The organism is Cellulomonas sp. FA1, from assembly GCF_000986825.1.
GTDB lineage: Bacteria > Actinomycetota > Actinomycetes > Actinomycetales > Cellulomonadaceae > Cellulomonas > Cellulomonas iranensis.
Genome location: NZ_LBMY01000001.1, coordinates 34,629 through 59,625, shown reverse-complemented (window position 1 = coordinate 59,625; position 24,997 = coordinate 34,629). Strand labels below are relative to the sequence as shown.

At 75.4% G+C, this 24,997-nt stretch carries 20 protein-coding genes, 1 tRNA gene and 1 pseudogene; 4 read left to right on the top strand and 18 right to left on the bottom strand.

What is annotated here, in order from left to right:
- Window positions 1-61: 61 nt before the first annotated feature.
- The 4 genes from rho to GY42_RS00220 all read right to left on the bottom strand — a co-directional run bounded on the left by rho (window position 62) and on the right by GY42_RS00220 (window position 5,853).
- On the bottom strand, window positions 62-2,083 hold the full coding sequence (gene rho, locus GY42_RS00235; protein WP_046530355.1) for a transcription termination factor Rho: 2,022 nt from the start codon (window positions 2,081-2,083) through the stop codon (window positions 62-64).
- A gap of 342 nt (window positions 2,084-2,425) precedes the next feature.
- A complete protein-coding gene (gene thrB, locus GY42_RS00230) occupies window positions 2,426-3,406 on the bottom strand; it encodes a homoserine kinase (RefSeq protein ID WP_046527780.1) in 981 nt (326 codons plus the stop codon).
- Window positions 3,407-3,411: 5 nt separating this feature from the next.
- Entirely contained in the window at window positions 3,412-4,503 is a 1,092-nt protein-coding gene (gene thrC, locus GY42_RS00225; RefSeq protein WP_046527779.1) for a threonine synthase, read from the bottom strand.
- 33 nt (window positions 4,504-4,536) lie between these two features.
- Window positions 4,537-5,853 carry a homoserine dehydrogenase gene (locus GY42_RS00220; RefSeq protein ID WP_046527778.1) on the bottom strand — a complete coding sequence of 439 codons (1,317 nt, stop codon included), beginning with the start codon at window positions 5,851-5,853 and terminating at the stop codon, window positions 4,537-4,539.
- 290 nt (window positions 5,854-6,143) lie between these two features.
- On the opposite strand from GY42_RS00220, the gene GY42_RS00215 reads away from it, so the two are divergent.
- Window positions 6,144-6,818, top strand: coding sequence for a biliverdin-producing heme oxygenase (locus tag GY42_RS00215; RefSeq protein ID WP_046527777.1), 675 nt, complete (start codon window positions 6,144-6,146; stop codon window positions 6,816-6,818).
- A 97-nt stretch (window positions 6,819-6,915) separates the two neighbouring features.
- Here GY42_RS00215 and GY42_RS19265 read toward each other — a convergent pair whose 3' ends face one another.
- The 8 genes and pseudogenes from GY42_RS19265 to argS form a co-directional block, all read right to left on the bottom strand.
- On the bottom strand, window positions 6,916-9,390 hold the full coding sequence (locus GY42_RS19265; RefSeq protein ID WP_052748137.1) for an HtaA domain-containing protein: 2,475 nt from the start codon (window positions 9,388-9,390) through the stop codon (window positions 6,916-6,918).
- 56 nt (window positions 9,391-9,446) lie between these two features.
- Window positions 9,447-10,352: a hypothetical protein gene (locus GY42_RS00205; RefSeq protein WP_052748136.1), complete on the bottom strand. Its 906-nt coding sequence runs from the start codon at window positions 10,350-10,352 to the stop codon at window positions 9,447-9,449.
- Window positions 10,349-10,600 carry a hypothetical protein gene (locus GY42_RS20080; RefSeq protein ID WP_330217822.1) on the bottom strand — a complete coding sequence of 84 codons (252 nt, stop codon included), beginning with the start codon at window positions 10,598-10,600 and terminating at the stop codon, window positions 10,349-10,351. The genes GY42_RS00205 and GY42_RS20080 overlap by 4 nt, the downstream gene beginning before the upstream one ends.
- A gap of 137 nt (window positions 10,601-10,737) precedes the next feature.
- Window positions 10,738-11,100 (bottom strand): annotated as a pseudogene (locus GY42_RS20075) (ATP-binding cassette domain-containing protein); the annotation flags it as partial.
- 74 nt (window positions 11,101-11,174) lie between these two features.
- Window positions 11,175-12,188 carry a FecCD family ABC transporter permease gene (locus tag GY42_RS00195; protein WP_046527776.1) on the bottom strand — a complete coding sequence of 338 codons (1,014 nt, stop codon included), beginning with the start codon at window positions 12,186-12,188 and terminating at the stop codon, window positions 11,175-11,177.
- A 141-nt stretch (window positions 12,189-12,329) separates the two neighbouring features.
- Entirely contained in the window at window positions 12,330-13,430 is a 1,101-nt protein-coding gene (locus tag GY42_RS00190; RefSeq protein WP_052748504.1) for a heme/hemin ABC transporter substrate-binding protein, read from the bottom strand.
- A 186-nt stretch (window positions 13,431-13,616) separates the two neighbouring features.
- Entirely contained in the window at window positions 13,617-15,023 is a 1,407-nt protein-coding gene (gene lysA, locus GY42_RS00185; RefSeq protein ID WP_046527774.1) for a diaminopimelate decarboxylase, read from the bottom strand.
- Window positions 15,020-16,702, bottom strand: a complete 1,683-nt coding sequence (argS, locus tag GY42_RS00180; protein WP_046527773.1) for an arginine--tRNA ligase — start codon at window positions 16,700-16,702, stop codon at window positions 15,020-15,022. Before argS ends, lysA begins: the two co-directional genes overlap by 4 nt.
- Before the next feature lie 189 nt (window positions 16,703-16,891).
- Between argS and GY42_RS00175 the strand changes: the two genes are divergently transcribed.
- Both GY42_RS00175 and GY42_RS00170 read left to right on the top strand, forming a co-directional pair.
- A complete protein-coding gene (locus GY42_RS00175) occupies window positions 16,892-17,545 on the top strand; it encodes a FadR/GntR family transcriptional regulator (RefSeq protein ID WP_046527772.1) in 654 nt (217 codons plus the stop codon).
- Between the two features lie 63 nt (window positions 17,546-17,608).
- Window positions 17,609-17,684: transfer RNA gene (locus tag GY42_RS00170), tRNA-Arg, on the top strand.
- Window positions 17,685-18,173: 489 nt separating this feature from the next.
- Here the strand turns inward: GY42_RS00170 and GY42_RS00165 are convergent.
- The 3 genes from GY42_RS00165 to GY42_RS19260 form a co-directional block, all read right to left on the bottom strand.
- Window positions 18,174-18,536, bottom strand: coding sequence for a hypothetical protein (locus GY42_RS00165; protein WP_046527771.1), 363 nt, complete (start codon window positions 18,534-18,536; stop codon window positions 18,174-18,176).
- A 50-nt stretch (window positions 18,537-18,586) separates the two neighbouring features.
- Window positions 18,587-19,372, bottom strand: a complete 786-nt coding sequence (locus GY42_RS00160; RefSeq protein WP_152667186.1) for a hypothetical protein — start codon at window positions 19,370-19,372, stop codon at window positions 18,587-18,589.
- Window positions 19,373-19,806: 434 nt separating this feature from the next.
- Window positions 19,807-19,953, bottom strand: a complete 147-nt coding sequence (locus GY42_RS19260) for a hypothetical protein (protein WP_160309382.1) — start codon at window positions 19,951-19,953, stop codon at window positions 19,807-19,809.
- A 253-nt stretch (window positions 19,954-20,206) separates the two neighbouring features.
- On the opposite strand from GY42_RS19260, the gene GY42_RS00155 reads away from it, so the two are divergent.
- Window positions 20,207-20,770, top strand: coding sequence for a hypothetical protein (locus GY42_RS00155; RefSeq protein WP_046527769.1), 564 nt, complete (start codon window positions 20,207-20,209; stop codon window positions 20,768-20,770).
- A gap of 45 nt (window positions 20,771-20,815) precedes the next feature.
- Here GY42_RS00155 and GY42_RS00150 read toward each other — a convergent pair whose 3' ends face one another.
- Genes GY42_RS00150 through GY42_RS00140 form a run of 3 tightly spaced genes read right to left on the bottom strand, consistent with a single transcriptional unit; the run spans window position 20,816 to window position 24,931 of the window.
- On the bottom strand, window positions 20,816-21,835 hold the full coding sequence (locus GY42_RS00150) for a glycosyltransferase family 2 protein (protein ID WP_052748135.1): 1,020 nt from the start codon (window positions 21,833-21,835) through the stop codon (window positions 20,816-20,818).
- A complete protein-coding gene (locus GY42_RS00145) occupies window positions 21,832-22,470 on the bottom strand; it encodes a hypothetical protein (protein ID WP_046527768.1) in 639 nt (212 codons plus the stop codon). The genes GY42_RS00150 and GY42_RS00145 overlap by 4 nt, the downstream gene beginning before the upstream one ends.
- Before the next feature lie 16 nt (window positions 22,471-22,486).
- On the bottom strand, window positions 22,487-24,931 hold the full coding sequence (locus tag GY42_RS00140; protein ID WP_046527767.1) for a glycoside hydrolase family 3 C-terminal domain-containing protein: 2,445 nt from the start codon (window positions 24,929-24,931) through the stop codon (window positions 22,487-22,489).
- Window positions 24,932-24,997: the final 66 nt, after the last annotated feature.

Here is a 24,997-nt window from a genome sequence, read left to right as displayed (position 1 = left end):
ACGTCGACGGCCCCGCACCCGGGAGGGTGCGGGGCCGTCGACGTCGGTGCCGGTGGCCGGGTCAGACGACCTTGCCCACGCCGTCCTCGAGCGCGGGGCCGTTGTGCCCGGGCGTCGTCTTCTGCACCTGCAGCAGGAACTCGACGTTCGACTTGGTCTCGCGCAGCTTGCCGAGCAGCAGCTCGATCGCCTGCTGCTGGTCGAGCGCACCGAGCACGCGACGCAGCTTGTAGATGATCTTCAGCTCGTCGCCGCTCATGAGGACCTCCTCGCGGCGCGTGCCCGACGCGTTGACGTCGACCGCGGGGAAGATGCGCTTGTCCGCGAGGCCGCGCGACAGGCGCAGCTCCATGTTCCCGGTGCCCTTGAACTCCTCGAAGATGACCTCGTCCATCTTCGAGCCCGTCTCGACCAGCGCCGAGGCGAGGATCGTGAGCGAGCCGCCGTTCTCGATGTTGCGCGCGGCGCCGAAGAACTTCTTGGGCGGGTACAGCGCCGAGGCGTCGACGCCGCCCGACAGGATCCGGCCCGACGCGGGCGCCGCGAGGTTGTAGGCGCGCGACAGGCGGGTCAGCGAGTCGAGCAGCACCACGACGTCCTGGCCCAGCTCGACCAGGCGCTTGGCGCGCTCGATCGCGAGCTCGGCGACGACCGTGTGGTCCGACGCGGGGCGGTCGAAGGTCGAGGCGATGACCTCGCCCTTGACCGTCCGCTCCATGTCGGTGACCTCCTCGGGGCGCTCGTCGACGAGCACGACCATGAGGTGGACCTCGGGGTTGTTCGCGGTGATCGCGTTCGCGATGTGCTGCATGATGATCGTCTTGCCGGCCTTGGGCGGCGCGACGATGAGGCCGCGCTGGCCCTTGCCGATCGGCGCGACGATGTCGATCACGCGCGGCGTGAGACGCCCCGGCTCGGTCTCCAGGCGCAGGCGCTCCTGCGGGTACAGCGGCGTGAGCTTGGAGAACTCGGGGCGCTGGCGCGCCTCGTCGGGCGTGAGGCCGTTGACGGTGTCGAGCCGCACGAGCGCGTTGAACTTGCTGGGACGGCCGCCCGGCGCGGGCTGCTCGCCCTCGCGCGGCTGCCGCACGGCACCCGTGATCGCGTCGCCGCGGCGCAGGCCGTGGCGCTTGACCTGGTTGAGCGAGACGTAGACGTCGTTCGGGCCCGGGAGGTAGCCGGTGGTGCGCACGAACGCGTACGAGTCGAGCACGTCGAGGATGCCCGCGACGGGCAGCAGCACGTCGTCCTCGGCGACCTCGACCTCGTCGAGGCCGGCGAGGTCGCCGGTGCGACCGCGGCCGCGCTTGCGGTCCCGGTCGCGGTAGCGGTCGCGCGAGCGGCGACGGCGGCCGCCGCGCTCGTCGTCGTCCGCGGCGTCGGCGGCACCGCGCGTCGCACCCTGGCGACGGTCGTCCTGCGCGCGCTCGTCGTCGCGGGCCTCGGCCTGCCGACGGTCGCCCGCGCCCTGCGCACGGTCGGGGGCACGGTCGGGCGCGCGGTCCTGACGGCGCTCGGCCTGCTGGCGGTCGCGCGAGCGGCGCTCGCCACCCTGCTCGTCGTCCTGCGGCGCCTCGGGCTCGACGGCCGCGGGCGCACCCGCACCCCGACCGGCACGGCGCGAGCGGCGCTCGCCGGTCACGGCGGCCACGGCGTCGACCGCGCGCGCGGCACGGTCGTCGCGCTCCTCGTGCGGCGCGAGCCGCGCGTCGAGCGCGGCCTCGAGGCCCGCGAGGGCGTCCTGACCCGTCGCGGCGCGCGGCGCGGTGCGCGACCGGCTCGCGCGGGGCGCGTCGTCCTGGGCCTGCGCCACGGGCGCGGGCGCCTCGGCCGCACGCTCGGCGGGAGCCTGCGCGGGCTCCTCGACGACGGCCCGCGCACGACGCGTCGTGCGCGCCTCGAGCGCCTGCGGGCGCTCGCCCGAGCGCGCGGCGGAGATCGCCTGCACGAGGTCGCCCTTGCGCATCTTGCTCGTGCCCTTGACGCCGAGCTGCGCGGCGAGCGACTGGAGCTCGGGCAGCTTCATGGCGGAGATGCTGCCCGCGGCCGAGCCGCCCGCGGCGGCGTCGATGGTGTCTGTCACGAAGGATCCTTCCCCCTCGTCGGGGCCCTCCCGGTGCTCCCGGGGCAGGGCCGGCACCCGGTCGGCGACCAGGTGGAGCGTGACCACGCGTGCTGCGTACGACGACGTGTGCTCACGCGGGCGGGATGTTCCCCTCGTCGTCGACTCGGGTGACCGTCCGGCGGTGTCCGCGAGCAGGAGGTCGCAGACCTCGGTCGTCCGTCGACGGTGTCGACGGTCGGATCCGCAGGGGGCCGGAGGACGAGGTCCGGGGAACGTCGAACAGCCTAGCACCGCGGGTCCGACGCCCGTGGCCGGTCGCGGGGGTTCACCCGCGACCGCCCGGACCCGGCCGCGCGCGCGTCAGTCGAGCAGGGTCGTGACCGTGCCGCCGGTCGCGTCGACCGGCAGCGGGAGGACGCGCCAGCCCGCCATGACGCCGCCGAACGCGTCGGCGACCGCGGCGTCGGCGTCCGTCCCCTCGGTGCCGTCGCGCTCGCCCGCACGCCGCGCGAGCGCCAGGACGGTCGGACCGGCGCCCGAGACGACGGCGGCGACGCCGCGCGCCCGCAGCGCGTCGACGAGCGCGAGCGACGCGGGCATGACCGCGCGCCGGTACCCCTGGTGCAGGCGGTCGCCGGTCGCCGCGAGCAGCAGGTCGGGGCGCCGGCCGAGCGCCTCGACGAGCAGCGCGGCACGACCCGCCTGCCACGCGGCGTCGGCGTGCGGGACCTGCGCGGGCAGCACGCCGCGCGCGGCGTGCGTCGACAGGTGACCGGGCGGCACGATCGCGACCGGCGCGACGTCGGGGTGCACCGCGAGACGCGCGGCGCGGACCGGGGGCAGGCCGGTCGCGGCGACGCCGCCCGCGGGCGCGTCGTCCGACCAGGCGACGGTCAGGCCGCCGAGCAGCGCGGGGGCCGCGTTGTCGGGGTGCCCCTCGAGGCGCGTCGCGAGCGCGAGCGCCACGTCGTCGTCGAGCGCGGCGGGGTCGGCGACCAGGCCACGCGCCGCCAGGATCCCCGCGACCACCGCGGCGGCCGACGAGCCCAGGCCGCGGCCGTGCGGCACGCGGTTGCGGCACACGAGGTGCAGGCCCGTCTGCGGCGCGCCCACGTGGTCCAGCGCGGCGCGCAGCGCCCGCACCACGAGGTGGTCCTCGCCGTCGGGCACCTCGCCGGCACCCTCCCCCGTGACCTCGACCCGCACGTCGGGCGTGCCGAGCGCGCGGACGTCGATCTCGTCGTGCAGCCCGAGGGCGACGCCGAGCGCGTCGAAGCCCGGGCCCAGGTTGGCCGACGTCGCGGGCACCCGGACCCGGACGTGCGCCGCACGCAGCCGCACGGCGGTCAGGCCAGCTCGAGCGCGTCGGCGATCGACACGACGTCCGCCTGCACGCGCACGGGCTGCACCTCGCCGCCGTCGGCCGTGCGCAGCGCCCACTGCGGGTCCTTGAGCCCGTGGCCCGTGACGGTCACGACCACGCGTGCGCCCGCCGGCACGAGACCGCGCTCGGCACGCGCCAGCAGGCCCGCGACGCCCGACGCGGACGCGGGCTCGACGAACACGCCGACGTCGGCCGACAGCACGCGGTGCGCCGCGAGGATCTGCTCGTCGGTCACGGACTCGATGACGCCGCCCGACACGTCGCGCGCGTCCTCGGCCTGCCGCCACGACGCGGGGTTGCCGATGCGGATCGCGGTCGCGATGGTCTCGGGGTGGTCGACCGGGTGCCCGAGCACGATGGGTGCGGCGCCGGCGGCCTGGAAGCCCCACATCGCGGGCGTCCGCGTCGCGACGGCGGGCAGCGCGGCGCCCGCGTCGAGCCCGGCGTACTCGCGGTAGCCCTGCCAGTACGCCGTGATGTTGCCCGCGTTGCCGACCGGCAGGCAGTGGATGTCGGGTGCGTCGCCGAGCGCGTCGACGATCTCGAACGCGCCGGTCTTCTGCCCCTCGATGCGGTCGGGGTTCACCGAGTTCACGAGCTCGACGGGGTACGCCTCGGCGAGCTTGCGCGCCGCGACCAGGCAGTCGTCGAAGTTGCCGTCGACCTGCAGCAGGCGCGCGCCGTGCGCGACGGCCTGGCTGAGCTTGCCCATCGCGATCTTGCCGTCCGGCACGAGCACGGCGCAGACCATGCCGGCGCGCGTCGCGTACGCCGCGGCCGACGCCGACGTGTTGCCCGTCGACGCGCACACGACCGCGCGCGCGCCCCGCGCCGCGGCGGCGGAGATCGCCGTCGTCATGCCGCGGTCCTTGAACGACCCGGTCGGGTTCATGCCCTCGACCTTGACGTGCACGTCGGCACCCGTGAGCGCCGACAGCGCCGGGGCGGGCACGAGCGGCGTGCCGCCCTCGCCCAGCGTGACGACGCGCTCCTGGACGTGCGCGGGCAGACGGTCGGCGTACTCGGCGATGACGCCGCGCCACTGGTGGGCCATGGGTTCGGCTCTCTCGGGTGGGTGGGGTGGGTCTCAGAGCACCGGCAGCACGGACACGACGCGGCGCACGACGTCGAGCGCCGCGACGGCGTCGACGGTCGTGCGCAGCGCGCGCACGGGGGCGGTGTGGGTCGTGATGACGAGCGTGGCGGACGCGTCGTCGCCGGTGACCTGGGGCGTCTGGCGCACCGACTCGATCGACACGTCCTGGTCCGCCAGCGCGTGCGCGACGCGCGCGAGCACGCCCGGGCGGTCGTCGACCTCGAGGCGCACCTGGTAGCGCGAGCGCGCGTGGCCCGCGTCGAGCACCGGCAGGTCGGCGTGCGAGGACTCGACCGGGCCCTTGCCGCCCAGGACGCGGTGCCGCGCGACCGACACGAGGTCCCCGAGCACGGCCGACGCGGTGGGTGCACCGCCCGCGCCGCGACCGTAGAACATCAGCTCGCCCGCGGCCTCGGCCTCGACGAACACCGCGTTGAACGCCTGCCGCACGCCGGCCAGCGGGTGCTCGGCGGGCACGAGCGTCGGCTGCACGCGCACGAGCACGCCGGCCGTGCCGTCGTCGTCGTGCGCGCGCTCGGCGACCGCGAGGAGCTTGAGCACGTGGCCCGTGCGCCCCGCCCACTCGACGTCCTGCGCGGTGAGCCCGGTGATGCCCGCGCGCTCGACGTCGTCGAGCGCGACCCGCGTGTGGAACGCGAGCGACGCGAGGATCGCGGCCTTCGCGGCGGCGTCGTAGCCCTCGACGTCGGCGGTGGAGTCGGCCTCGGCGTAGCCGAGCGCCTGCGCCTCGGCGACGGCCTCGTCGAGCCCGTCGCCCGTGGTGGTCATCGAGTCGAGCACGTAGTTGGTGGTGCCGTTGACGATCCCGAGCACGCGCTGCACGGTGTCGCCGGCCAGCGACTCGCGCACGGGCCGCACGATCGGGATCGCGCCGGCGACCGCGGCCTCGAAGTACAGGTCGACGCCCGCCGCGTCGGCCGCCTGGTACAGGGCCGGGCCGTCCTGCGCGAGCAACGCCTTGTTGGCGGTGACGACCGACGCGCCGTGCTCGACGGCGCGCAGCACGAGCGAGCGCGCCGGCTCGATGCCGCCCATGAGCTCGACGACGACGTCGGCGCGGGTCACCAGGGCCTCGGCGTCGGTGGTCAGCAGCGCGCGGTCGACGACCGGGTCGCGCTCGGCGTCGAGCGAGCGGACCGCGACCCCGACGAGCTCGAGCTTCGCGCCCGTGCGCGCCGCGAGCTCGTCGGCCTCCGTGACCAGGCGGCGCACGACCTCCGTGCCGACGACGCCGCAGCCGAGGACGGCGATGCGCAGGACGGACGGGGCGTCGGGCGAGAGGACCACGGGGTGCCTTCCGGACGGGGCGGCCGGCGGGCCGCGCGGGTGTCGTCGGCGCCGCCCCGCACGCGCGTGCGGGGCGTCGACCGCCGCCCAGGATAGGGCGGCGGCCCGCGCACCGTCCGGACCGTCCGGGCTGCGGGCGCGGCGGTCCTGGACGGACGGTCTTGTTAGGCGAGGCTCACCTGATCTACGGTGTCGTCCTGACGTTCTGTCAGCAACCGTCGCGGCACCGCCGCGCGCGTCCGTGCCCGTCCATGCCCGTCCATGCCCCCGCCGCACCGAGGAGCCCGCCCATGACCGCACAGACCGACGAGCGGGCCCCCGGGACCGACGCGGACGTGCCGCTGTCCGCCGCGCTGCGCGCCGGCACGCGCGCCGACCACGAGGACGCCGAGCGCTCGCCGTTCGTCGAGCACCTCGTCGACGGACGCCTGCCGCTCGCCGGGTACGCCGACCTCGCGGCCCAGCAGCACGCCGTCTACCGCGCGCTCGAGGCCGCGGGCGACCGGCTCGTCGCCGCGGGCGCCGACGCCGGGCTCGTGTTCGCCGAGCTCGAGCGCGTGCCCGCGATCGAGGCCGACCTGGCGCACCTGCACGGGCCCGACTGGCGCGCCCGCGTGCGCGTCCTGCCCGCGACCGCCGCCTACGTCGCGCGGCTCGAGGAGGTCGGCGACGACCTGCCCCGCTACGCCGCGCACGCCTACACGCGCTACCTCGGCGACCTGTCCGGCGGGCAGGTGCTCAAGCGCATGATCGAGCGCCACCACGGGCTCGACGGCGACGGCGTGCGGTTCTACGACTTCCCGCAGATCCACAAGCTCAAGCCGTTCAAGGACGTGTACCGCGAGCGCCTCGACGCGCTCGACCTCACGCCCGCCCAGCGCGCCGACGTGGTCGAGGAGGCGCGCCTCGCGTTCCGCCTCAACCGCGCGATGTTCGCCGACCTGGGCGCGGCGCACCTGGCCTGACGGGGCGCGGCGCGCCCGCCCTGAGCGGCCGCGAGCACCCGCGCCGACGACGACGGGGGCGGCACCGACCGGTGCCGCCCCCGTCGTCGTCCGCACGTCAGACGGTCACGAGCCGCGCACGCCGACGGGCCGCGAGCGCGAGCACGCTGCCCAGCACGACGAAGACGACCGCCGCACCGGCGGCACCGGCCGCGTCCGCACCCGTCACCGCGAGCCCCGTCGACGTGTCGCACTCCACCTCGCCGCCGAGCGGCAGCGTGAACGACACCGGGTCGAGCGACTCACCGGCCTGGTAGAAGCCCGCGAACGCCGTCGCGCCCGCGGCGGTCAGCGTCGCCGGCACGCCGCTGTACGCGACCCGGTCCGCGGTCGCCGTGCGCGAGCCCGACCCCAGCGCGAGCGTCGCGAGCGTGACGCGCGACGAGCCCTCGGGCGACGTCACGCTCGCGGTCAGCACGGCCGACGACGCGCTCGTCACCTGCACGCGCGGGTCGGCGACCGTGAGGTCGAGCTGGCCGTGGTGGCCCGTGAAGTGCACCCGGCCCGACCACGACGCGGCCCCGGCGGGACCGTCCGGGTTGAACCGGCCGGTGCCGCCCGACCACGTCCACGGACCGTCGCCCGAGACGCCGGAGGCGCTCACCGCACCACCCGCGACCGGCCCGGTCACGTACGTGCGGAACGAGTCCCGCACGCCCCACGTGAGGGTCGCACCCGTCACGGCACGCGCGACGCACCGTGCGGGCGCCGCCGTGACCGTGATCTCCTGCGTGAGCGTCTGCCCGGCGCCGACCAGCACGAGGGTGTGGCGCCCGGCCGGCGTGCCCGCCGGGACCGTGACCGTCGCCGTGACCACGCCCGACGCGTCGGCCGTGAGGTTCGCGGCCAGCACGACCGGGTCCGAGCGCAGCTCGAGACGGATGCCCGTCTCGCCCGGGCCGAAACCGCTGCCGGTCACCGTGAGCTCGCCACCGGCGACGACCCGCCCCGACGTCAGGCCCTCGACCGCGACTGTCCCGGCCTCGACCGGGGCCGGGGTCGGCTCGCCCACGCCCGGGAGCGCGGGCGTCCCGGCGAACGAGAGCGGCGTCGCGGTGTCGAACGACCGGTCGGACGAGCCGTGCGCGGCCATCGTCAGCACCTGGAACGGCGTCGTCGCGTGGTCGTACGTCGTGCCACCGCCCGTGAACGTCGACGCGACGCCCGTGAGGTGGACCGTGAACGAGCCGTCGGCCGCGAGCGGCGCGGTCGTCGCGGTCTCGGCCGTCGTGCGCGCGCTCACCCACTTCGCCTGCTGGAACCGCGACGCGTCGGCGTACCAGCGGTCGCCGACCTTCGGTCCGACCGCGACGTACAGGCCGGGCCCGGCGGCGGCCGCGGCGAAGCCCGTGCCGCGGACCGTGAGGTCGAGCCGGCCGTCGGCGCGGACCGTGCGGTCCACGGTCACGGCGGGACCGGGCGTCGGCTCGGGGCTGGGCTCCGGGGTCGGCTCGGGCGTCGGCTCCGGGCTGGGCTCGGGCGTCGGCTCCGGGGTCGGCTCGGGGGACGTGAACGTCAGCGGCGTGGCCGTCTCGTAGGCGGCGACGACGGCACCCGAGCCGGCGTACGTGTAGATGCCGTACCGCGCACCCGCGGCCGGCGACTTCGCGTCGACCGCCGCCTTGTCGACGACGACCTCGGCGGTGAACGACCCGTCGGGCCGCAGCTCGACGGCACCCGCGCCGGGACCGCCGATCGTCGCCATCGAGTCCGCCGGCACGGCCCAGCGCGTCGCGCCGGTCGCCGCGCGCGCGGACGACGGTGCGCCCTGCGACGCGCCCCACACCTCGGGGAAGGCGCCGAACACCACGTACACACCCGCGGCGCGCCCCGCCAGCGGCGGTCGCGTCCCGGTCGCGAGCGAGGGCAGGAAGCCCGTGCCCTCGACCGTGACGGTGGTCGGACCGTCCGCCGCGAGGGCGGTGCGCGACACGCGCACGGCGGGAGCGGCGCCCGGGTCGGGCGTCGGCTCCGGGGAGGGTTCGACCGTCGGCTCGGGGGTCGGCTCGGGGCTCGGCTCCGGGGTCGGCTCGGGCGTCGGGAACGTCAGCGCGGTCGCGGTGTCGAGCGACCGGTCGGGCGACCCGTGCGCGGCCATCGTCAGCACCTGGAACGGCGTGGTCGCGTGGTCGTACGTCGTGCCGCCGCCCGTGAACGTCGGTGCGACGCCGGTGATCGTGAGCTCGAACGTGCCCTGCGGCGTGAGCGGCGCGCGCGAGTCGGTCTCGGCGGTGGCCGACACGCTGACCCACTTGACCTTCTGGAAGCGCGACGCGTCGACGAACCAGTCGGCACCGACCTTCGGGCCCACGGCCACGTAGACGCCGGGGCCGGCCACGGCCGCCTCGAAGCCCGTCCCCGTGACCACGAGGTCGAGCGTGCCGTCGGCCGCGGGCGTCTGCCGCACCGTGACCTCGGGTCCCCCCGCCGCGGCGGCCGGCAGCGCGGCGACCGCGGCCCCCAGGCTCATGACGAGCGCGGTGAGCGCCGCCGTCAGCCCGCGTCTCGCGCGGGTCGTCGTTCGTCGTTCCATCGTGTTCCTTCCTCGGGACGTGCGGGACCGGGCGGGGGCGCCTCGGGGGGTGGGGGTCAGGGGTGGTGCGGTCGAGCCGCACGGGGTCGCGGCGGGCGGCGGGCGGCCGCGCGCCGGTCACGACGCGCTGCGTCGGCGGCGCACGACGACAGCCGTCGCCACCGCCGCGAGCGCGGCCGCCGCGGCACCCACGGGCACGGCGAGCGACCGGGCCGGGCGCGCGGTGTCGTCGGCCGACGTCGCGACGGACGCGGGGCCCTCGTCCGCGACCGCGGGCCCGGTCGGTGCGTCGGTCGCGGCGGGCGGCGGCTCGGGGGCGTCCCGACCGCCGCGTCGTCGGGCGTCGCGCCCGTCAGCACGACCGGGGTGAACGTCTCGTTGTGGGCGTTCGCGACGCCGTGCGCACCGATGGTGATGACGCCGCAGGTCACGGTCGTGCAGTCGACCTCGACCGTGCCTCCCGACGCGTCGAGCGCCGTGAACCGCGCGCCGGGGACGGTGAGCGTGGTCGCCCACGAGCCGTCGGCGGCGAGCTCGCCGCCGTTCGCCTCGACCGCGGTGCTCGCGCCCGGGAACGCGACGAACCGCTGGTACCCGGCGTTCTCGCGGGCCGCGTCGTCGACCGCGTAGCGCAGGGTCGTGCCGGTCGTGCCGCCGGCGGACGGCCGCCACGTGCCACCCGCGGGGTCGTCGACCCAGCCGAACAGCACGTAGAGGCCGCCGAACCCGCCGGGCACCACCTGGAACCCGGCGCCGCGGACCTCGACCGTGGTCGCCGCGTCGGCCGCGACGCCCGCGGGCGCCTCGACCGTGACCGTCGCGCCGGACGCGCCGAGCGTGCGGTCGGCGGCGGCGAGCGCGGGTGCGCCGGCCGCGACGCCGAGCAGCGCGGCGGCCGCGAGCGTGACGAGGGCGCGCCGGGGGGCGCGCGTGCGACGGGCGGTCGGGGCCGGGCGGGTCATGCGGTCTCCTCCGTGACACGGGCGGGGGCGGCGGCGGACGCCGCGCGGACGGGCAGCACCACGAGCTCGGGGAGCCCGTCGTCCGTGGCGCCGGGGCGGTGCCAGACGTCGACGGGGTGCTCGTACACCTCGGTGAGCAGCGCGGCGGTGAGCACGTCGTGCGGCGGCCCGTCGGCGCGCACGCGGCCGGCCGCGAGGACCACCACTCGGTCGGCGTAGGCCGCCGCGAGCGTGAGGTCGTGCAGCACGACGACGACCGCGGCCCCGGCGCGCGCGGCGGCGCGGCCCGCGCGAGCACGGCCTCCTGGTGCCGCACGTCGAGCGCGGCGGTCGGCTCGTCGAGCAGCAGGACGTCGCCCTGCTGCGCGAGCGTGCGCGCGAACGCGACGCGCGCCTTCTCGCCGCCGGACAGCGTGGGGAACGTGCGCGGCGCGAGGTGCGCGACGTCGGCGTCGGCCATGGCCCGCGCGACGACGGCGTCGTCCTCGGCCGCGCGGGGCGTGCCGCGCCACGGGTGGCGACCCATGGCCACGACGTCGAGCGCACGGAACGCGAACGACACGCGCGCCTCCTGCAGCATGACCGCGCGTCGCCGCGCGAGGTCGACGAGCGGCTGCCGCCGCAGGTCGACGCCGTCGAGCAGCACGCGTCCCGCGTCGGGCCGGGGGTCGCCCGACAGCACCGCGAGCAGGGTCGACTTGCCCGCGCCGTTGGGCCCGACGAGCGCGACGAGCTCGCCGCCGCGCACGTCCAGGTCGACGTCGTCGAGGACGACGGACGGGCCGTACGCGACGCGCACGCCGCGCGCCGCGAGCCGCGCGCTCACGCCCAGCCCCCGGCGGCGCGGCGCGTGCGGCGGATGAGCCAGAAGAAGAACGGCCCGCCGACGAGCGCGGTGAGCATGCCGATCGGCAGGTCGGCGTAGGGCACGGCCGTGCGGGCCACGAGGTCGGCGCCCAGCAGCAGCGTCGCGCCGCCCAGCGCCGAGGCGGGCACGAGCACGCGGTGCCCGGGCCCGACGACCATGCGCACGACGTGCGGCACGACGAGGCCGACGAAGGCGATGACGCCGCAGAACGCGACGGCCGCGGCGGTGAGCACGGCGACGACCACGACGACGACCAGCCGCAGCCGCTCGACGTCGACGCCGAGGTGCCGTGCGGGCCGCTCCCCCAGCGCGAGCAGGTCGAGCCGCCGCGCGAGGACGACCGCCGCGACGAGGCCGGCGACGACGAGCGGCGCGACGACCGCGACGTACGCCCAGCGCGTGCCGTTGAGGCTGCCGAGCTGCCAGAACACGATCTGCTCGCGCGCCTGCGTGTCGCCCAGGAAGGTGAGGAACGCGACGGCCGCGCCGCCGACGGCGTTGACGGCGACACCCGTGAGCACGAGCGTCACGACCTCGGTGCGACCCGCCTCGCGTGCGGTCGCGTAGACCACGAGGGTCGCGGCGAGGCCACCGGCGAACGCGAGCAGCGCGACGGTCCACGACCCGGCGAACGTCCACCCCGTGACGATGACGAGGCACGCGCCGACGGCCGCGCCGGACGAGACGCCCACGACGCCCGGCTCGGCGAGGGGGTTGCCGAACACGCCCTGCATGACGGCGCCGCCCGTCGCGAGCGCGGCGCCGACGAGCACGGCCATGACGACGCGCGGGAACCGGACGGTCCACAGCACGGCCTCGCCGTGCGCGTGCGCGGGCAGCGGCCCGACGTCGAGCCCGAGGCGGTGCAGCACCGAGCCGAGCACCTCGGCGGGCGGCACGTGCAGCTGCCCGGTGCCCGCGGCGACGACCGCGAGGACCAGCAGCGCGGCGCCGAGCCCGGCGAACAGCGCGACGCGACGGACCGCCCGGGGACGGGCGGGACGGTGCCGGGTCCGCGCGGCGCCCCGCGGTCCCGGGGACCGCGGCGTCCGGGACCGCGGCGGGCACGGCGGGCGCGGGCGACGTGGCGGAGGGGGTCGCGTCGACGCTCACGCCGCGTCCTCGCCCGGCGCGTACAGCGCGACCGCGAGCGCGTCGAGCACGTCGGCGGTCGCGGGCCCGAACGACAGCACCTGCGCGTCGGCCATGTCGACGACCCGCCGCCGCTCGCCCGCGGGCGTCGACGCGATCGCGGGGAGCCGCTCGAGCAGCCCGTCGACGCCGCCGACGGACTCCAGGCCGTCGGTCATCATGAGGATGACGTCGGGAGCGGCGGCCACGAGGCCCTCGTCGTTGAGCGGGCGCATGCCCTGCCAGCCGATCTCCCGGGCGACGTCGACGCCGCCGACCGCCTCGACGAGCGAGTCGGCGCCCGAGCCCTCCCCGAACAGGTAGTAGACGCCGGCCTGGCCGCGCGCGTACAGGAACATGATCCGCAGGCGCCGCGCGCGGTCGGCGGGCGCGACCGCGGCGATCTGCTCGACCTTGGCCTCGATCTCGGCCTGCGCGCGCTGCGCGAGCAGCTCGCCCGCGTCGACGACGCCGAGCGCGGCCGCGACCTGGCGCACGAGGTCGCCGACGCCCGCGACGTCGCGGTGCGCGTCGACGACGACCACGGGGACGCCCGCGTCGCGCACCTGCAGCACGACGTCCCAGGGACCGAGGGTCGTGTCGGTGACGACGACCGTGGGGGCGAGGTCGAGGATCGCCTCGGCGGACAGGTCGTGCCCGCCGGAGGTGACGAGCTGCCGGTCGGCGATCTCGGCGAACCCCGAGGATACGTCGCGGCCGACGACGTGGTCACCGAGCCCGAGCTCGAAGACCGTGCGCGACAGCGTGCCGTGGACGTCGAGCGCGAGGATCCGGCTGACGTCGGCGACCGTGACGGCGGTGCCCTGCGCGTCGGTGACGGTCACGGGCAGCGCGGGCACCGGGCCCTCGACGACGGGACGCACGGCGGCGTCGGCGACGACGGCCGTCGCGGGCCCCTCGAGGGTGCGCGGGTCGTCGACCGGGGTGACGTCCGCGAGGCGGCGTCCGCCGTCGGGGACGCCGGTCGCGGCCGCGGTGCCGTTCGAGCACGCGGCGCTCACCGCGACGAGCAGCGCGGCGAGGGCCGCGAGGGACGCTCGGGTCGCACGCGTGCGCACGCCGGCCACCGCCTTCGAGGAGAGGGGAGCGACGCGGACGCGTCGGTGAGGGGAACCTAACCTAGGTGAGGCTCACCTATCAAACCTGTCCCGAGGTGTGGTGGGACGCACGTCCTGCACCGCACGACGCGCGCGGACGAGGACGCCCGGGCCCCCTCACGGGGACCCGGGCGTGGTCGGTGCGGCTCAGTCGGCCGCGACGTCGAGCGCCAGCAGGTCGTCCACCGTCTCGCGGCGCACGAGCACGCGCGACTCCCCCGCGGTGACCGCGACCACGGGCGGGCGCGTCAGCAGGTTGTAGTTCGAGGACATCGAGCGCCCGTACGCACCCGTCGCCGCGACCGCGAGCAGGTCACCCGCGCGCACGTCGCCCGGGAGCCGGACCTCGTGGACCACGACGTCGCCGCTCTCGCAGTGCTTGCCGACCACGCGGGCCAGCACGGGCGCCGCATCCGACGTCCGCGACACGACCTCGGCGTGGTAGTGCGCGCCGTACAGCGCGGGGCGGATGTTGTCGCTCATGCCGCCGTCGACCGACACGTACGTGCGCACGCGCCCGTCCTCGAGGCGCACGGGCTTGACCGTGCCCACGGTGTACAGCGTGAGCCCGGCGGGCCCGACGATCGCACGGCCGGGCTCGATCGACAGGCGCGGCAGCGGCTGCCCCAGGTCGCGGCACGCGTCGGCCACGGCCTGCGCGACCTCCTTCGCGATCCGGTCCGGGTCGAGCGGCACCTCGCCGGGCAGGTAGGCGATGCCGTACCCGCCGCCCAGGTCGACCTCGTCGACCAGCACGCCCGTGCGGGTGTGCAGCTCGGCGCGCAGCGCGAGCACGCGCTGCGCCGCGACCGCGAACCCCGACGGGTCGAGGATCTGCGAGCCGATGTGCGAGTGGATGCCGAGCAGCCGCAGCTCGGGACGCGCGACGACCCGCAGCAGCGCCGTCAGCGCCGGGCTGTCGCCGCCGCCGGGCACGGCCGCGAGCGACAGCCCGAACTTCTGGTCCTCGTGCGCGGTCGAGATGAACTCGTGCCCGCCCGCGTGCACGCCCGTGGTCACGCGCACCATCACGGGGGCGGGCGCACCGCCGTCGCCGCGGTGCGCGCGCACGAGGTCCGCGAGCCGGTCGACCTCGACGAGCGAGTCGACGATGATCCGCCCCACGCCCGTGTCGAGCGCGGTGCGCAGCTCGTCGTCGGACTTGTTGTTGCCGTGCAGGCCCAGGTGGGCGCCCGGGACGCCGGCCGCGAGCGCGACCGCCAGCTCGCCGCCGCTCGCGGTGTCGACGCGCAGCCCCTCGGCGTGCACCCAGCGCGCGACCGCGCGCGTCAGCAGCGCCTTGCCCGCGTAGTAGACGTCGACGCCCGTGCCGACCTGCGCGCACGCGGTCTCGAACGCCGACCGGTACGCCCGGGCACGCGCCCGCAGGTCCGCCTCGTCCAGCACGTACGCGGGCGTGCCGTGCGTCGCCGCGAGGTCGCGCACGTCGACGCCCGCGACCCGCACGGCCCCGTCGGTGCCGCGCACGACGCCCGTCGACCACGGCAGCCCGAGCGGCGTGCCCCCGTCGGTGGTCGCCCCGTCGCGCGTCACATGCGCTCCGGCGCGCTCACCCCGAGCAGCGCGAGCGCGTTCGCGAGCACCTGACGCGTGGCGTCGTTGAGCCACAGGCGCGTGCGGTGCGCGTCGGTGAGCTCCTCGTCGCCCCACGGCACGACGCGACGCTTCTGGTCGTACCACTTGTGGTACGCACCCGCGACGTCCTCGGCGTACCGCGCGACGCGGTGCGGCTCGCGCAGGTCGGCCGCCTGCGCGACGACGCGCGGGAAGTCCGCGAGCAGGCCCAGCAGCACGCCCTCGGAGTCGTGGTCGAGCAGCGACGCGTCGAACCCGTCCTCGCGGCGCACGCCCGCCTCGGCCGCGTTGCGGGCCACCGCGGCGGTGCGCGCGTGCGCGTACTGCACGTAGAACACGGGGTTCTCGTTGGTGGCCTTGGCCAGCAGGTCGAGGTCGAGGTCGATCGGCTGGTCCGACGACGAGCGCGACAGCGCGTAGCGCGCGGCGTCCACGCCGACCGCGTCGACGAGGTCGTCGATCGTCAGGACCGTGCCCGCGCGCTTGGACATGCGCACGGGTGCGCCGTCCTTGACGAGGTTGACCATCTGGCCGATGAGCAGCTCGAGGTTGACGTGCGGCGTGTCGCCGAAGGCCGCGCACACGGCCATCATGCGGCCCACGTACCCGTGGTGGTCGGAGCCCAGCATGATGAACACGCGGTCGAAGCCGCGCTCGCGCTTGTCGAGGTAGTACGCGATGTCGCCCGCGATGTACGCGGCCTCGCCGTCCGACTTCACGATGACGCGGTCCTTGTCGTCACCGAAGTCGGTCGTGCGCAGCCACGTCGCGCCGTCGGCCTCGAACACGTGCCCCGCGTCCCGCAGGCGCGCGATCGCGCGGTCGACCGCACCCGACTCGTGCAGCGAGTCCTCGTGGAAGTACACGTCGAAGTCCACGCCGAAGTCGTGCAGCGACTGCTTGATCTCGGCGAACATCAGCTCGACGCCGCGCGCGCGGAACGCCTCGCGCGCCTCGTCGTCCGGGAGCGTGCGCGGGTCGGGCTCGCCGGCCGCGAGCGCGTCGGCCACGACCTGGTCGGCGATCTCGGTGATGTACTGGCCGCCGTAGCCGTCCTCGGGCGCCTCGAGGCCCCGCGCGCGCGCCACGAGCGAGCGCGCGAACTTGTCGATCTGCACGCCGTGGTCGTTGAAGTAGTACTCGCGGGCCACGTCGGCGCCCGACGCCTGCAGCACGCGCGCGAGCGCGTCGCCGACCGCCGCCCAGCGCACGCCGCCGATGTGGATCGGGCCCGTCGGGTTCGCGGACACGAACTCGAGGTTGACGCGCACGCCCGCGAACGTGTCGTTGCGCCCGTACGCCTCGCCCTGCTCGACGACGCCGCGCGCGAGCTCACCCGCGGCGGCCGCGTCGAGGCGGATGTTGAGGAACCCCGGTCCTGCGATCTCGACGGCCGCGATGCCCGGCACGTCGGCGAGGCGACGCGCGAGCTCCTCGGCGAACGCGCGCGGGTTCGTGCCCGCCTTCTTGGCGAGCTGCAGCGCGACGTTCGTCGACCAGTCGCCGTGCTCGCGCTGGCGGGGTCGCTCGATGTGCACACGGGCCGGGATCGCGGCCGGGTCGAGGGCGAACGTGCCGTCGTCGACGGCGTGCACGAGAGCGCCGCGCAGTGCGTCGGCGAGCTGGTCGGGAGTCACCCTCCCAGGGTAGGGGAACCGTCGGACCACCGAGCCCGGCGTTCCGCCCGTCGACCGCCGTCCGCGACACGCCGCCGACACCCTGGGGCCGCGGGACTGGTCCCCCGGTCGTCGGACGTGTTGACTCGGGCAGGGGCGCCGCGGTCGTCGCAGCCGGCGGCACCCCCTGGACACGAGGAGACACCGCCCATGGCACGACGCACGGGACTGATCGACACCGCCGTCGAGGCGCTGCGGTCGCGCATCAGCTCGGGCGAGTGGGCCGTGGGCTCGCGCATCCCGCCCGAGCCGGCGCTCGTCGAGCTGCTGGGCGTGGGCCGCAACACCGTGCGCGAGGCCGTGCAGTCGCTCGTGCACGCCGGCCTCGTGGAGCGCCGCCAGGGCTCGGGCACGTACGTGCTGTCGCGCTCCGAGATGGCCGTGACGATGGGCCGGCAGATCGCCGACGCCCGGCAGCGCGACGTCGTGTCGGTGCGCCGCGCGCTGGAGATGGAGGCCGCGCGCCTCGCGGCCCGCCGCCGCACCGCGACCGACGCGTCCGACCTGCTGGCCAAGCGCGACGCGCGCGCCCGCGCGTACGAGGGCGGCGACCTCGACGCGATGGTCGCGACCGACCTCGAGCTGCACCGGTCCATCGTCCGGACCTCCGGCAACCCGGTGCTGCAGTCGCTCTACGACAACCTGCTCGAGGCCATCGGCGACAACATCCGCTTCAACTTCGTCACCGACTCGCACGCCGACGACGCGCACGACTCGCTCGTCGAGGCGATCGTCGCGGGCAACCCCGAGCGCGCCGCGAGCGAGACCAGCGCGTACCTGTCAGGACTGCTCGAGGACGCCTGACGCGCGCGCCCGTGCGCGGGTCGGAGCACCCGCCCGCGGGCTGGTAGTCTCGGTGATCGCTGCGCGCCCGTAGCTCAGCGGATAGAGCGTCTGCCTCCGGAGCAGAAGGTCGAAGGTTCGAATCCTTTCGGGCGCACCACCACCACGAGCCGTCCCGCCGTCACCGGCGGGGCGGCTCGCGGCGTTACCGGCCCTGCCCGGCCCACACACGCCCACATCAGCAGGCCTTTCGGGTGCACCGCAGCGCCACTCGGGTGACGCCGGGGCGATGCCGTGCACCGACGCCGACATCGAACAGACCACGCGAGAGCTGCGCACCGCGAGGCCCGGCCCGACGCACTCGGCGGCCCGCACTGACACGCGAAGGCCGGAACCGGCGACAGGCGGCGGTAGTGTCCCGCCTCCACTGAACCCGGGGCGGTGCAGCGCGAGAGCGATGAGGGCGCCGGCAAGGACGGCCCGCTGTCGGAGCCGGCCTCCTCAAGGCCGAGGACGCCTCGGCCCTGGAAGCGATGTCCGGCTGACCGTCACCAGCGGCACCCCGTCGGCGTGGCGCCGACAGGGGGTGCCGCTGGTGAGCTGTGGGCACGAACGCGTCAGCCCGGTACGACGCACCGCCTCGGACAGGTCACGGCTCACTGCTGCGGCGCTCGTGGCGCGCACGGGCACCGAACAACCCGAGTGCTGCCACCACCACAGCCGCTGCGCCCAGGCACAGGGGTGCGATCTGATGCCACACCAGCGCAACCCCGATCAGCGCACCGAACGCCATCCCGGCCGTGAGGACCACGGGGCGGGCCGCGAACAACGTGGCAGCTGAGCGCCTGTCCTCCTCAAGCGCCCGACGGCGAGCGGCGAGCATCGCCAGCACCAGCAGGACCAGGGACGTCGGCCAGAGCACCAACGAGGATGCACCGCCCTCGCCCAGTCCCGCGGCGATCCACGCCAACAAGCCAGCCAGAGCGAACGGGCCCGCCATCTGCGGTCTCATGCCAGCCCCTTTCTAGGACGTACCGACCCTCACGTGCACCGCGGCGGGCCTCACCAGTAGGTCGCGTAGGCAGTGCACGCACCCATCGCGCCCGAGGGCAGGCCCACGGCCGCGGCGCAGCCGAACAGCGCGAGGCCCGCCGTCACGACTGCACCAGCTCCGCGCGCAGTCGCGAAGATCGCCAGCAGCGCCCAACTGACCTGCGCGTCCAGCATGCACGACTTGAAGCGCAACCACGAGAACGGGTGCCACTTCGCGTTGACCGTCGCTCCCACGCGCGTTTTTGCGCCCGCCAAGGTCGGGTTCACCGACTGAGTGGAGCTTGTCGTCCCCGCCGCGGTCGTCAGTGACCTGCTGATCTGGCGCGGGCTCTCCGAGAGAATCGTCTCGGTGGACACGAGCGCACCATTGGTCCACTGCCTCGTCTGCACCACGCCACGGTTGCTGGCCGCGACTGCGATCTCGACGGACTGCTTCACTTCCGACCCGTCCAGCCGCAGCGTCAGGGACGACAGACCGAGGTCGTCCTCGAGCGCCACGACGAGCAGCTCCTCACCCTCAGCAGTGACCCAGCTCGCCACCTCGCCGGTCGGGACCGCCCCCGAGCTCGTCGCCAGCGCGTCAGCCGGCAGCGACTCCAGCACCTCCAGCGTGCGCTCCGGCGTCGCGGCGGTCATCGTGTCGGCCACCTGCTCCAGTTCCAGCATCTGTGCCCGCCACCGGTCGACCTGGGTCTCCGCTGCCATCGCATTGCCGGCTGTCACCAGTGCCGTGGCGACAGCCACCACGGCCGCCACCAGCGCTCTTGGCGCGAAACCACTGACTGCAGAACGCATCCCTGCCCCCTTGCCTTGCGCCGCCAGCCGACGCCAGGAGGACCGCAATGTCCGCAAGTGTGCGGAGTCAATGACTGCCTGCCCGACAGTCGTAGCGCCTGTCACTGGTCCGTGTCGTCTCGGAGTGAGGTAGGCGAGCGGGGCGCGCGATGAAGCGCATTCCTCGCCCGATGCGCCACCTGATGACGGCGCGAGCTCGCGCCCCCAGCAGGTCGGTAGGAGCCAAGTGGAGCTGTTCGCGCATGAACGCGGCCGGAGGCCGGCAGCGCTCACCTCGCACCGTGCCCCGGTCTCAGCCGAGCAGCCAGTCAGCCGCGGCGCGCGAGCAGTAGCCGAGGACGGCCGCGATCTGCGGTTGGACCCCGCCCTGTCCCCGAAGGGCAGCCCGGCAGGTCGACGACAGACGCCAGAGGGACGTCGCCGTCCTGGGTGACCTACATGCCCTGCAGCCACATCGGCATCCGCTCGATGTTGTCGACCCGGACCGTCACGCAAACGCGCGACGTCACACCGAGCATGCCGTGACGCGCGGGCTCGGCGGCGAAGTGGTCGCTGCCGGACAGGCTCTCCAGGTCCGACACACCTGTAGGTACCCGGTGCCGTCGGTGGGGCCGGAGCACGCCGCCAGCACCCCGACGGCACCGCCGACGAGCCCCACGGCCAGCGGGACCGTCCTCGGCATCGGCCTCATCGACCCACCGTAGGGGCGCGGACGACGCCTGGGGACGGGTTCGACGGGAAGGTGCGACGGACCGCGACCGCACCTCCGCCTCCGTGCCCACGTCGACCCGGTCCCGGCGCACCGCCCACGCCGAGCGATGGCAGGGTGGTCGCGTGGTCGACCCCGCAGCCGCCCCGCCGACGACCGACGACGCCCCGACGCACGGTCGCCGCGGCGTCCGCCGCTCCCCCGCCGCGGTGCGCCGCGAGCTCGGGCAGCTCGCGTCGGGCGAGGCCGTGAGCGGGCTGCTGCTGCCGCCGCTGCTCGTGTGGTTCGCGCGCCCGCAGGCGGGCGACCTGGTCGTGCTGCTGCCCGCGGCGGGCGCGCTGGGCGTCGCGCTGCTGGTCGCCGCGGCGTTCTGGTGGCGCCGGGCGCGCGGGCACGTGCCGCTGCGGTGGCTGCGGGTCACCGAGGCCGTGCTGCTCGCGTGCGGCGTGGTCGCCCTCGCGGTGCTCGCGGCGCTCGCGCTCGGTGCGGCGACGGGCGCGGGACCCGACGTCGGCACTCGCGCCGCGGCTGTCGCCGCGGGCACGGCTGCGTTCACGGTCGTCGAGGTCGTCAACTACCGGTGGGTGCAGGTCTCGGCGCGCGGATGGACGGCGTGGGCCCGCGGACGCGTCGTGCGACCGCAGCTCGCGCGCGAGCTCGACCGCCACGCGCGGCGACGGGCGAGCTGACGCCGACCCGTCAGCCGAGGCCGACCCGCCAGCCGGACCGGACCGTCAGCTGAACCCGATCGCGCGCTGCGCGACCCGGTACGCCAGCACGGACACGCGCCGCCCCGTCGCGCCGGGCAGGTTGCACATCTGCCCCAGGCCCGACCAGCGGACCTTGCGGTAGAGCTCAGGGTCCTGCGCGCGCATCTGCGACCACAGGGCCTCCTTCTCCGCCAGGGCCTGCGCGGTGCCGGCCCGCAGCAGCAGGATCGACGTGACGGCGCAGATGATCTCGACGTAGTGCAGCTGGTACCGCCGCAGCCGGCGGTCGTGCGCGACCGTGCCGGTGACGTGGTCGAGCATGAGCCAGTTGACGCGCAGCTGCTGGTCCAGGCGGCGCAGCATGACCGACTCCTGCACCGACTGGTCGGGCCGGCCGATGAAGTACCGGTACAGGTCGACGTCCAGGTAGTACAGCGTGTGCACGTGCGACAGCGGCACCAGCGCGTACAGGTTGTCGACGTAGAACGTGTGCTCCGGCAGCCGCAGGCCCGAGCGGCGCAGCACGTCGGTGCGGTACGTCAGCGCGTGCATCATGAGGTACTGCCGCTTGCCGAAGTGCCGGGTCTGCGCCCACGTCGAGACGCGCCCGCGCCGCAGCGCGCCGCAGTAGCGCACCACGGTCTTGCGGCGCTTGCCGACCTTCTCGTAGACAAAGTTCGACACCAGCAGGTCGACCCCGCCGCCGTCCGCCACCTGCGCGCGCAGGGTCGCCAGGACCTGCGCGAGCGCGTCGCGGTCCAGCCAGTCGTCGGCGTCGACGACCTTGAGGTACGTGCCCGTCGCGCGCTCGAGCCCGGCGTTGATCGCCGAGCCGTGCCCGCCGTTCGGCTTGCTCAGCAGGTGCACCTGCCCCGCGAACCGCTCGACGTAGCGGCGCGCGAGGTCGGCCGTGCCGTCGGTCGACCCGTCGTCGACCACGATCACCTCGACCTCGTCGCCGAAGCCCACCACCGAGTCCAGCGCGCGTGCCAGGCAGTCCTGCGCCTGGTACGCCGGGATGACGACGGACAGCAACGGGTTCACGACGTACGTACCTCCGAGTCGGACGCAGCCCCCTGCGCGCCCGCCTCGGCGGGAACCTGCTTGAAGATGACCTTGAAGATCGGGAAGAACACCCAGAACGAGATCGCCGCGTTGATGATCATGGTGACGAAGTCGGCGAGCGTCTCGCCGGTGCCACCCAGACCCCAGGTGTCGATGAACAGATCGTAGATGGGCGCCTTGTACCAGCCCTGCGCCGCCGCGGCGAGGATCGTGATGACGACGTACGCCACCGCGTACCAGAACGCGGCCTTGGCGATCGACGAGTTCGACTTGAACGTGATGCTGCGCTGCGCGAAGAAGTTGATGACCTGCGCCACGAGCAGCGTGATCTGCACCGCGAGGAAGTACGCGAGGCCGCCGCCGCCCAGCGGCAGCGCACCGGCCGCGTAGTCGAACACGAAGTACTGCGACCCGTCGGGGTTCGACCCGACCGGCCACACCTGGAACGCGGTGTCGACGAGCGCCGTCATGCCGAACAGCCACTTGATGAGCGGCATGAGCGCGAGCTGCAGCGCGGTGATGCCGTTGCTGAGCACGAGGAACACGACGAACTGCGCGACTCCCGGGCGCCGCTCCTCGAAGGAGTGCCAGGCGGACTTCAGGCGCGTGAGCATGGGGGTGCCTCCGGGGTCAGGAGTCGCCGCGCAGCGCGCGGGCGGTGCGGCGGTTCGCGCGCACGTTGCGGACGTAGGCGCGCAGCGTGAAGCCCGCGCCGGAGAGGAAGTGGCCGTTGACGATGCGGAGGATCCCGTCGACCATCTCGGCGCTGACCATGCCGTTCGTCATCTTCCCGATGGCGCGGAACGGCATGTTGAGCAGGAACAGCACGTTGAGGTCCGGCGTGCCCTTGCGGGCCGCGGCGTCGCGCCGCGACGCGAGCAGGCGGTACGCGCCCCGCGCGAGCGGCGAGCGCGCGTCGGCCAGGCGCGACAGCGGGTCGTTGACGCCGAGCGGCCCCGACCAGTCGCCCGCCGGGACCTGCCGCCCCAGCAGCGCCGCGAAGTCGGCGTCCGTGACGTCTTTGACGTGGCCCGTGCGGTACGGGCCGGTCACGTCCTGCGTGCGCGACGGGACGGTGCCCGTGAGCTCGACCGCGGCGCGCAGCGGCAGGTCGTCGACGTGGTGGCCCGCGAGCACGTCCCACGTGCCCTGCTCGACCTGCCACGCACCCGTGGCCGTGTCCCAGTGCCGGAACGCGGCGTCGCCGAGCGGCACCTCGACCGTCGCGGACTCGCCCGGAGCGAGCTCGACGCGCGCGAACCCGGCGAGGGTCCGCACGGGGCGGTGCACGCCCGACGACGTGCGCGCGACGTACACCTGCACGACGTCGGCGCCGGACCGGTCGCCCGTGTTCGTCACCGTGACGGTCGCCTTCTCGGGCGTCGCGACGAGGTCGCGGTGCTCGAACGTCGTGTACGACAGGCCGTACCCGAACGGGAACGCGACGGGCACGCCGGCCGACGTGTAGTAGCGGTAGCCGACGAACAGGCCCTCGCGGTACTCGGCCGTGCGGCCCGTCGCGGGGAAGATCCCCGCGGTCGGGGTGTCGGCGAGCGCGAGCGGCATGGTCTCGGCGAGGTGCCCCGACGGGTTGACCGCACCCGTGAGCACGTCGAGCAGCCCGCTGGCCCCGGCCTGCCCGGCGAGGTAGCCGTGCACGAGCGCGCGCGCCTGCCCGAGCCACGGCGTCTCGACGACCCCGCCGCCCGACAGCACGACGACGGTGCGCGGGTTGACGGCCGCGACCGCGTCGAGCACCTCGACCTGCGCCTGGTGCAGCGCGAGCGTCGAGCGGTCGAGGCCCTCGGACTCGGCGATCTCGTCGAGGCCCAGGAACAGCAGGACCACGTCGGCGTCGCGCGCGGCCTCGACGGCCTGCGCGCGCAGCGCGGGGTCGGGCGAGCCGTTGCGCGTGAACCCGGGTGCGAAGGCCGTCATCTCCAGGCCCGAGGCGCCGATGACGTCGAGCACCGACTCGAGCCGCGTCGGGTTGACGACCGACGAGCCCGAGCCCTGGTAGCGCGGGGTGCGCGCGAAGTCGCCGACCACCGCGACGCGCGTGCCCGCCGCGAGCGGCAGGATCGCGTCGTCGTTCTTCAGCAGCACGGCGCTCCGCGCCGCGACGTCCCGGGCCAGCGCGTGGTGCGCGTCGGCGTCCACGGTGGGAGCGGTCCCGGGGTCGCGCGCCTCGGCGACCAGCCGCAGGATCTCGGCCGCGCGCGCGTCGACGTCGGAGCCCAGCAGGCGCCCGTCGCGCACCGCGGCGACGACCTGGCGCGCCGAGTCCAGCCCGGCGGCCGGCATCTCGAGCGACGAGCCCGCCGCCGTGCCGGCCACGATGTCGTTCGAGCCGCCCCAGTCGGTGACGACGGCGCCGTCGAAGCCCCACTCGTCGCGCAGGACCGTCGTCAGCAGGAACGGGTGCTCGTTGGCGTAGACCCCGTTGACCAGGTTGTACGCCGACATGATCGAGCGCGGGCGCGCTTCGGTGACGACGATCCCGAACGCCGAGAGGTAGATCTCGCGCAGCGTGCGCTCGTCGACCACGGAGTCGGACACCATGCGCCGCAGCTCCTGCGAGTTCGCCGCGTAGTGCTTGGGGCACGCCGCGACGCCCTGCGCCTGGATGCCGCGCACGTAGCCGGCGGCCAGCCGCCCGGACAGCAGCGGGTCCTCCGAGAAGTACTCGAACGAGCGGCCGCCCAGCGGCGAGCGCTTGACGTTGAGGCCGGGGCCGAGCAGCACGTCGACGCCCTGCGCCGCGGCCTCGGTCCCCAGCGCCTCGCCGACCCGCTCCGCGAGGTCGACGTCCCACGTGTTGGCGACCGTCGCGGCCGTCGGGAAGCACGTCGCGGGCTCCGACGCGTTGAGGCCGAGGTGGTCGGCCGAGCCGACCTGCTTGCGCACGCCGTGCGGGCCGTCGGCCAGCCACAGCGCGCGCACGCCGTGCCGCGGCAGCGCGTGCGTCTGCCACACCGACGCACCCGTCAGCAGCGCCGCCTTCTCCAGCAGCGTCAGGTCGTCGGTCGTCACGGTCGCGCGCGGCGACGCGGTGGCGGCGTCCTCGGTTCGCACGGTGTCTCCTCGGTGGTTCAGGGGTGTGGCGGGGCGGTGCGGGCGCGCGGCCTCGCCGTCGGGTCG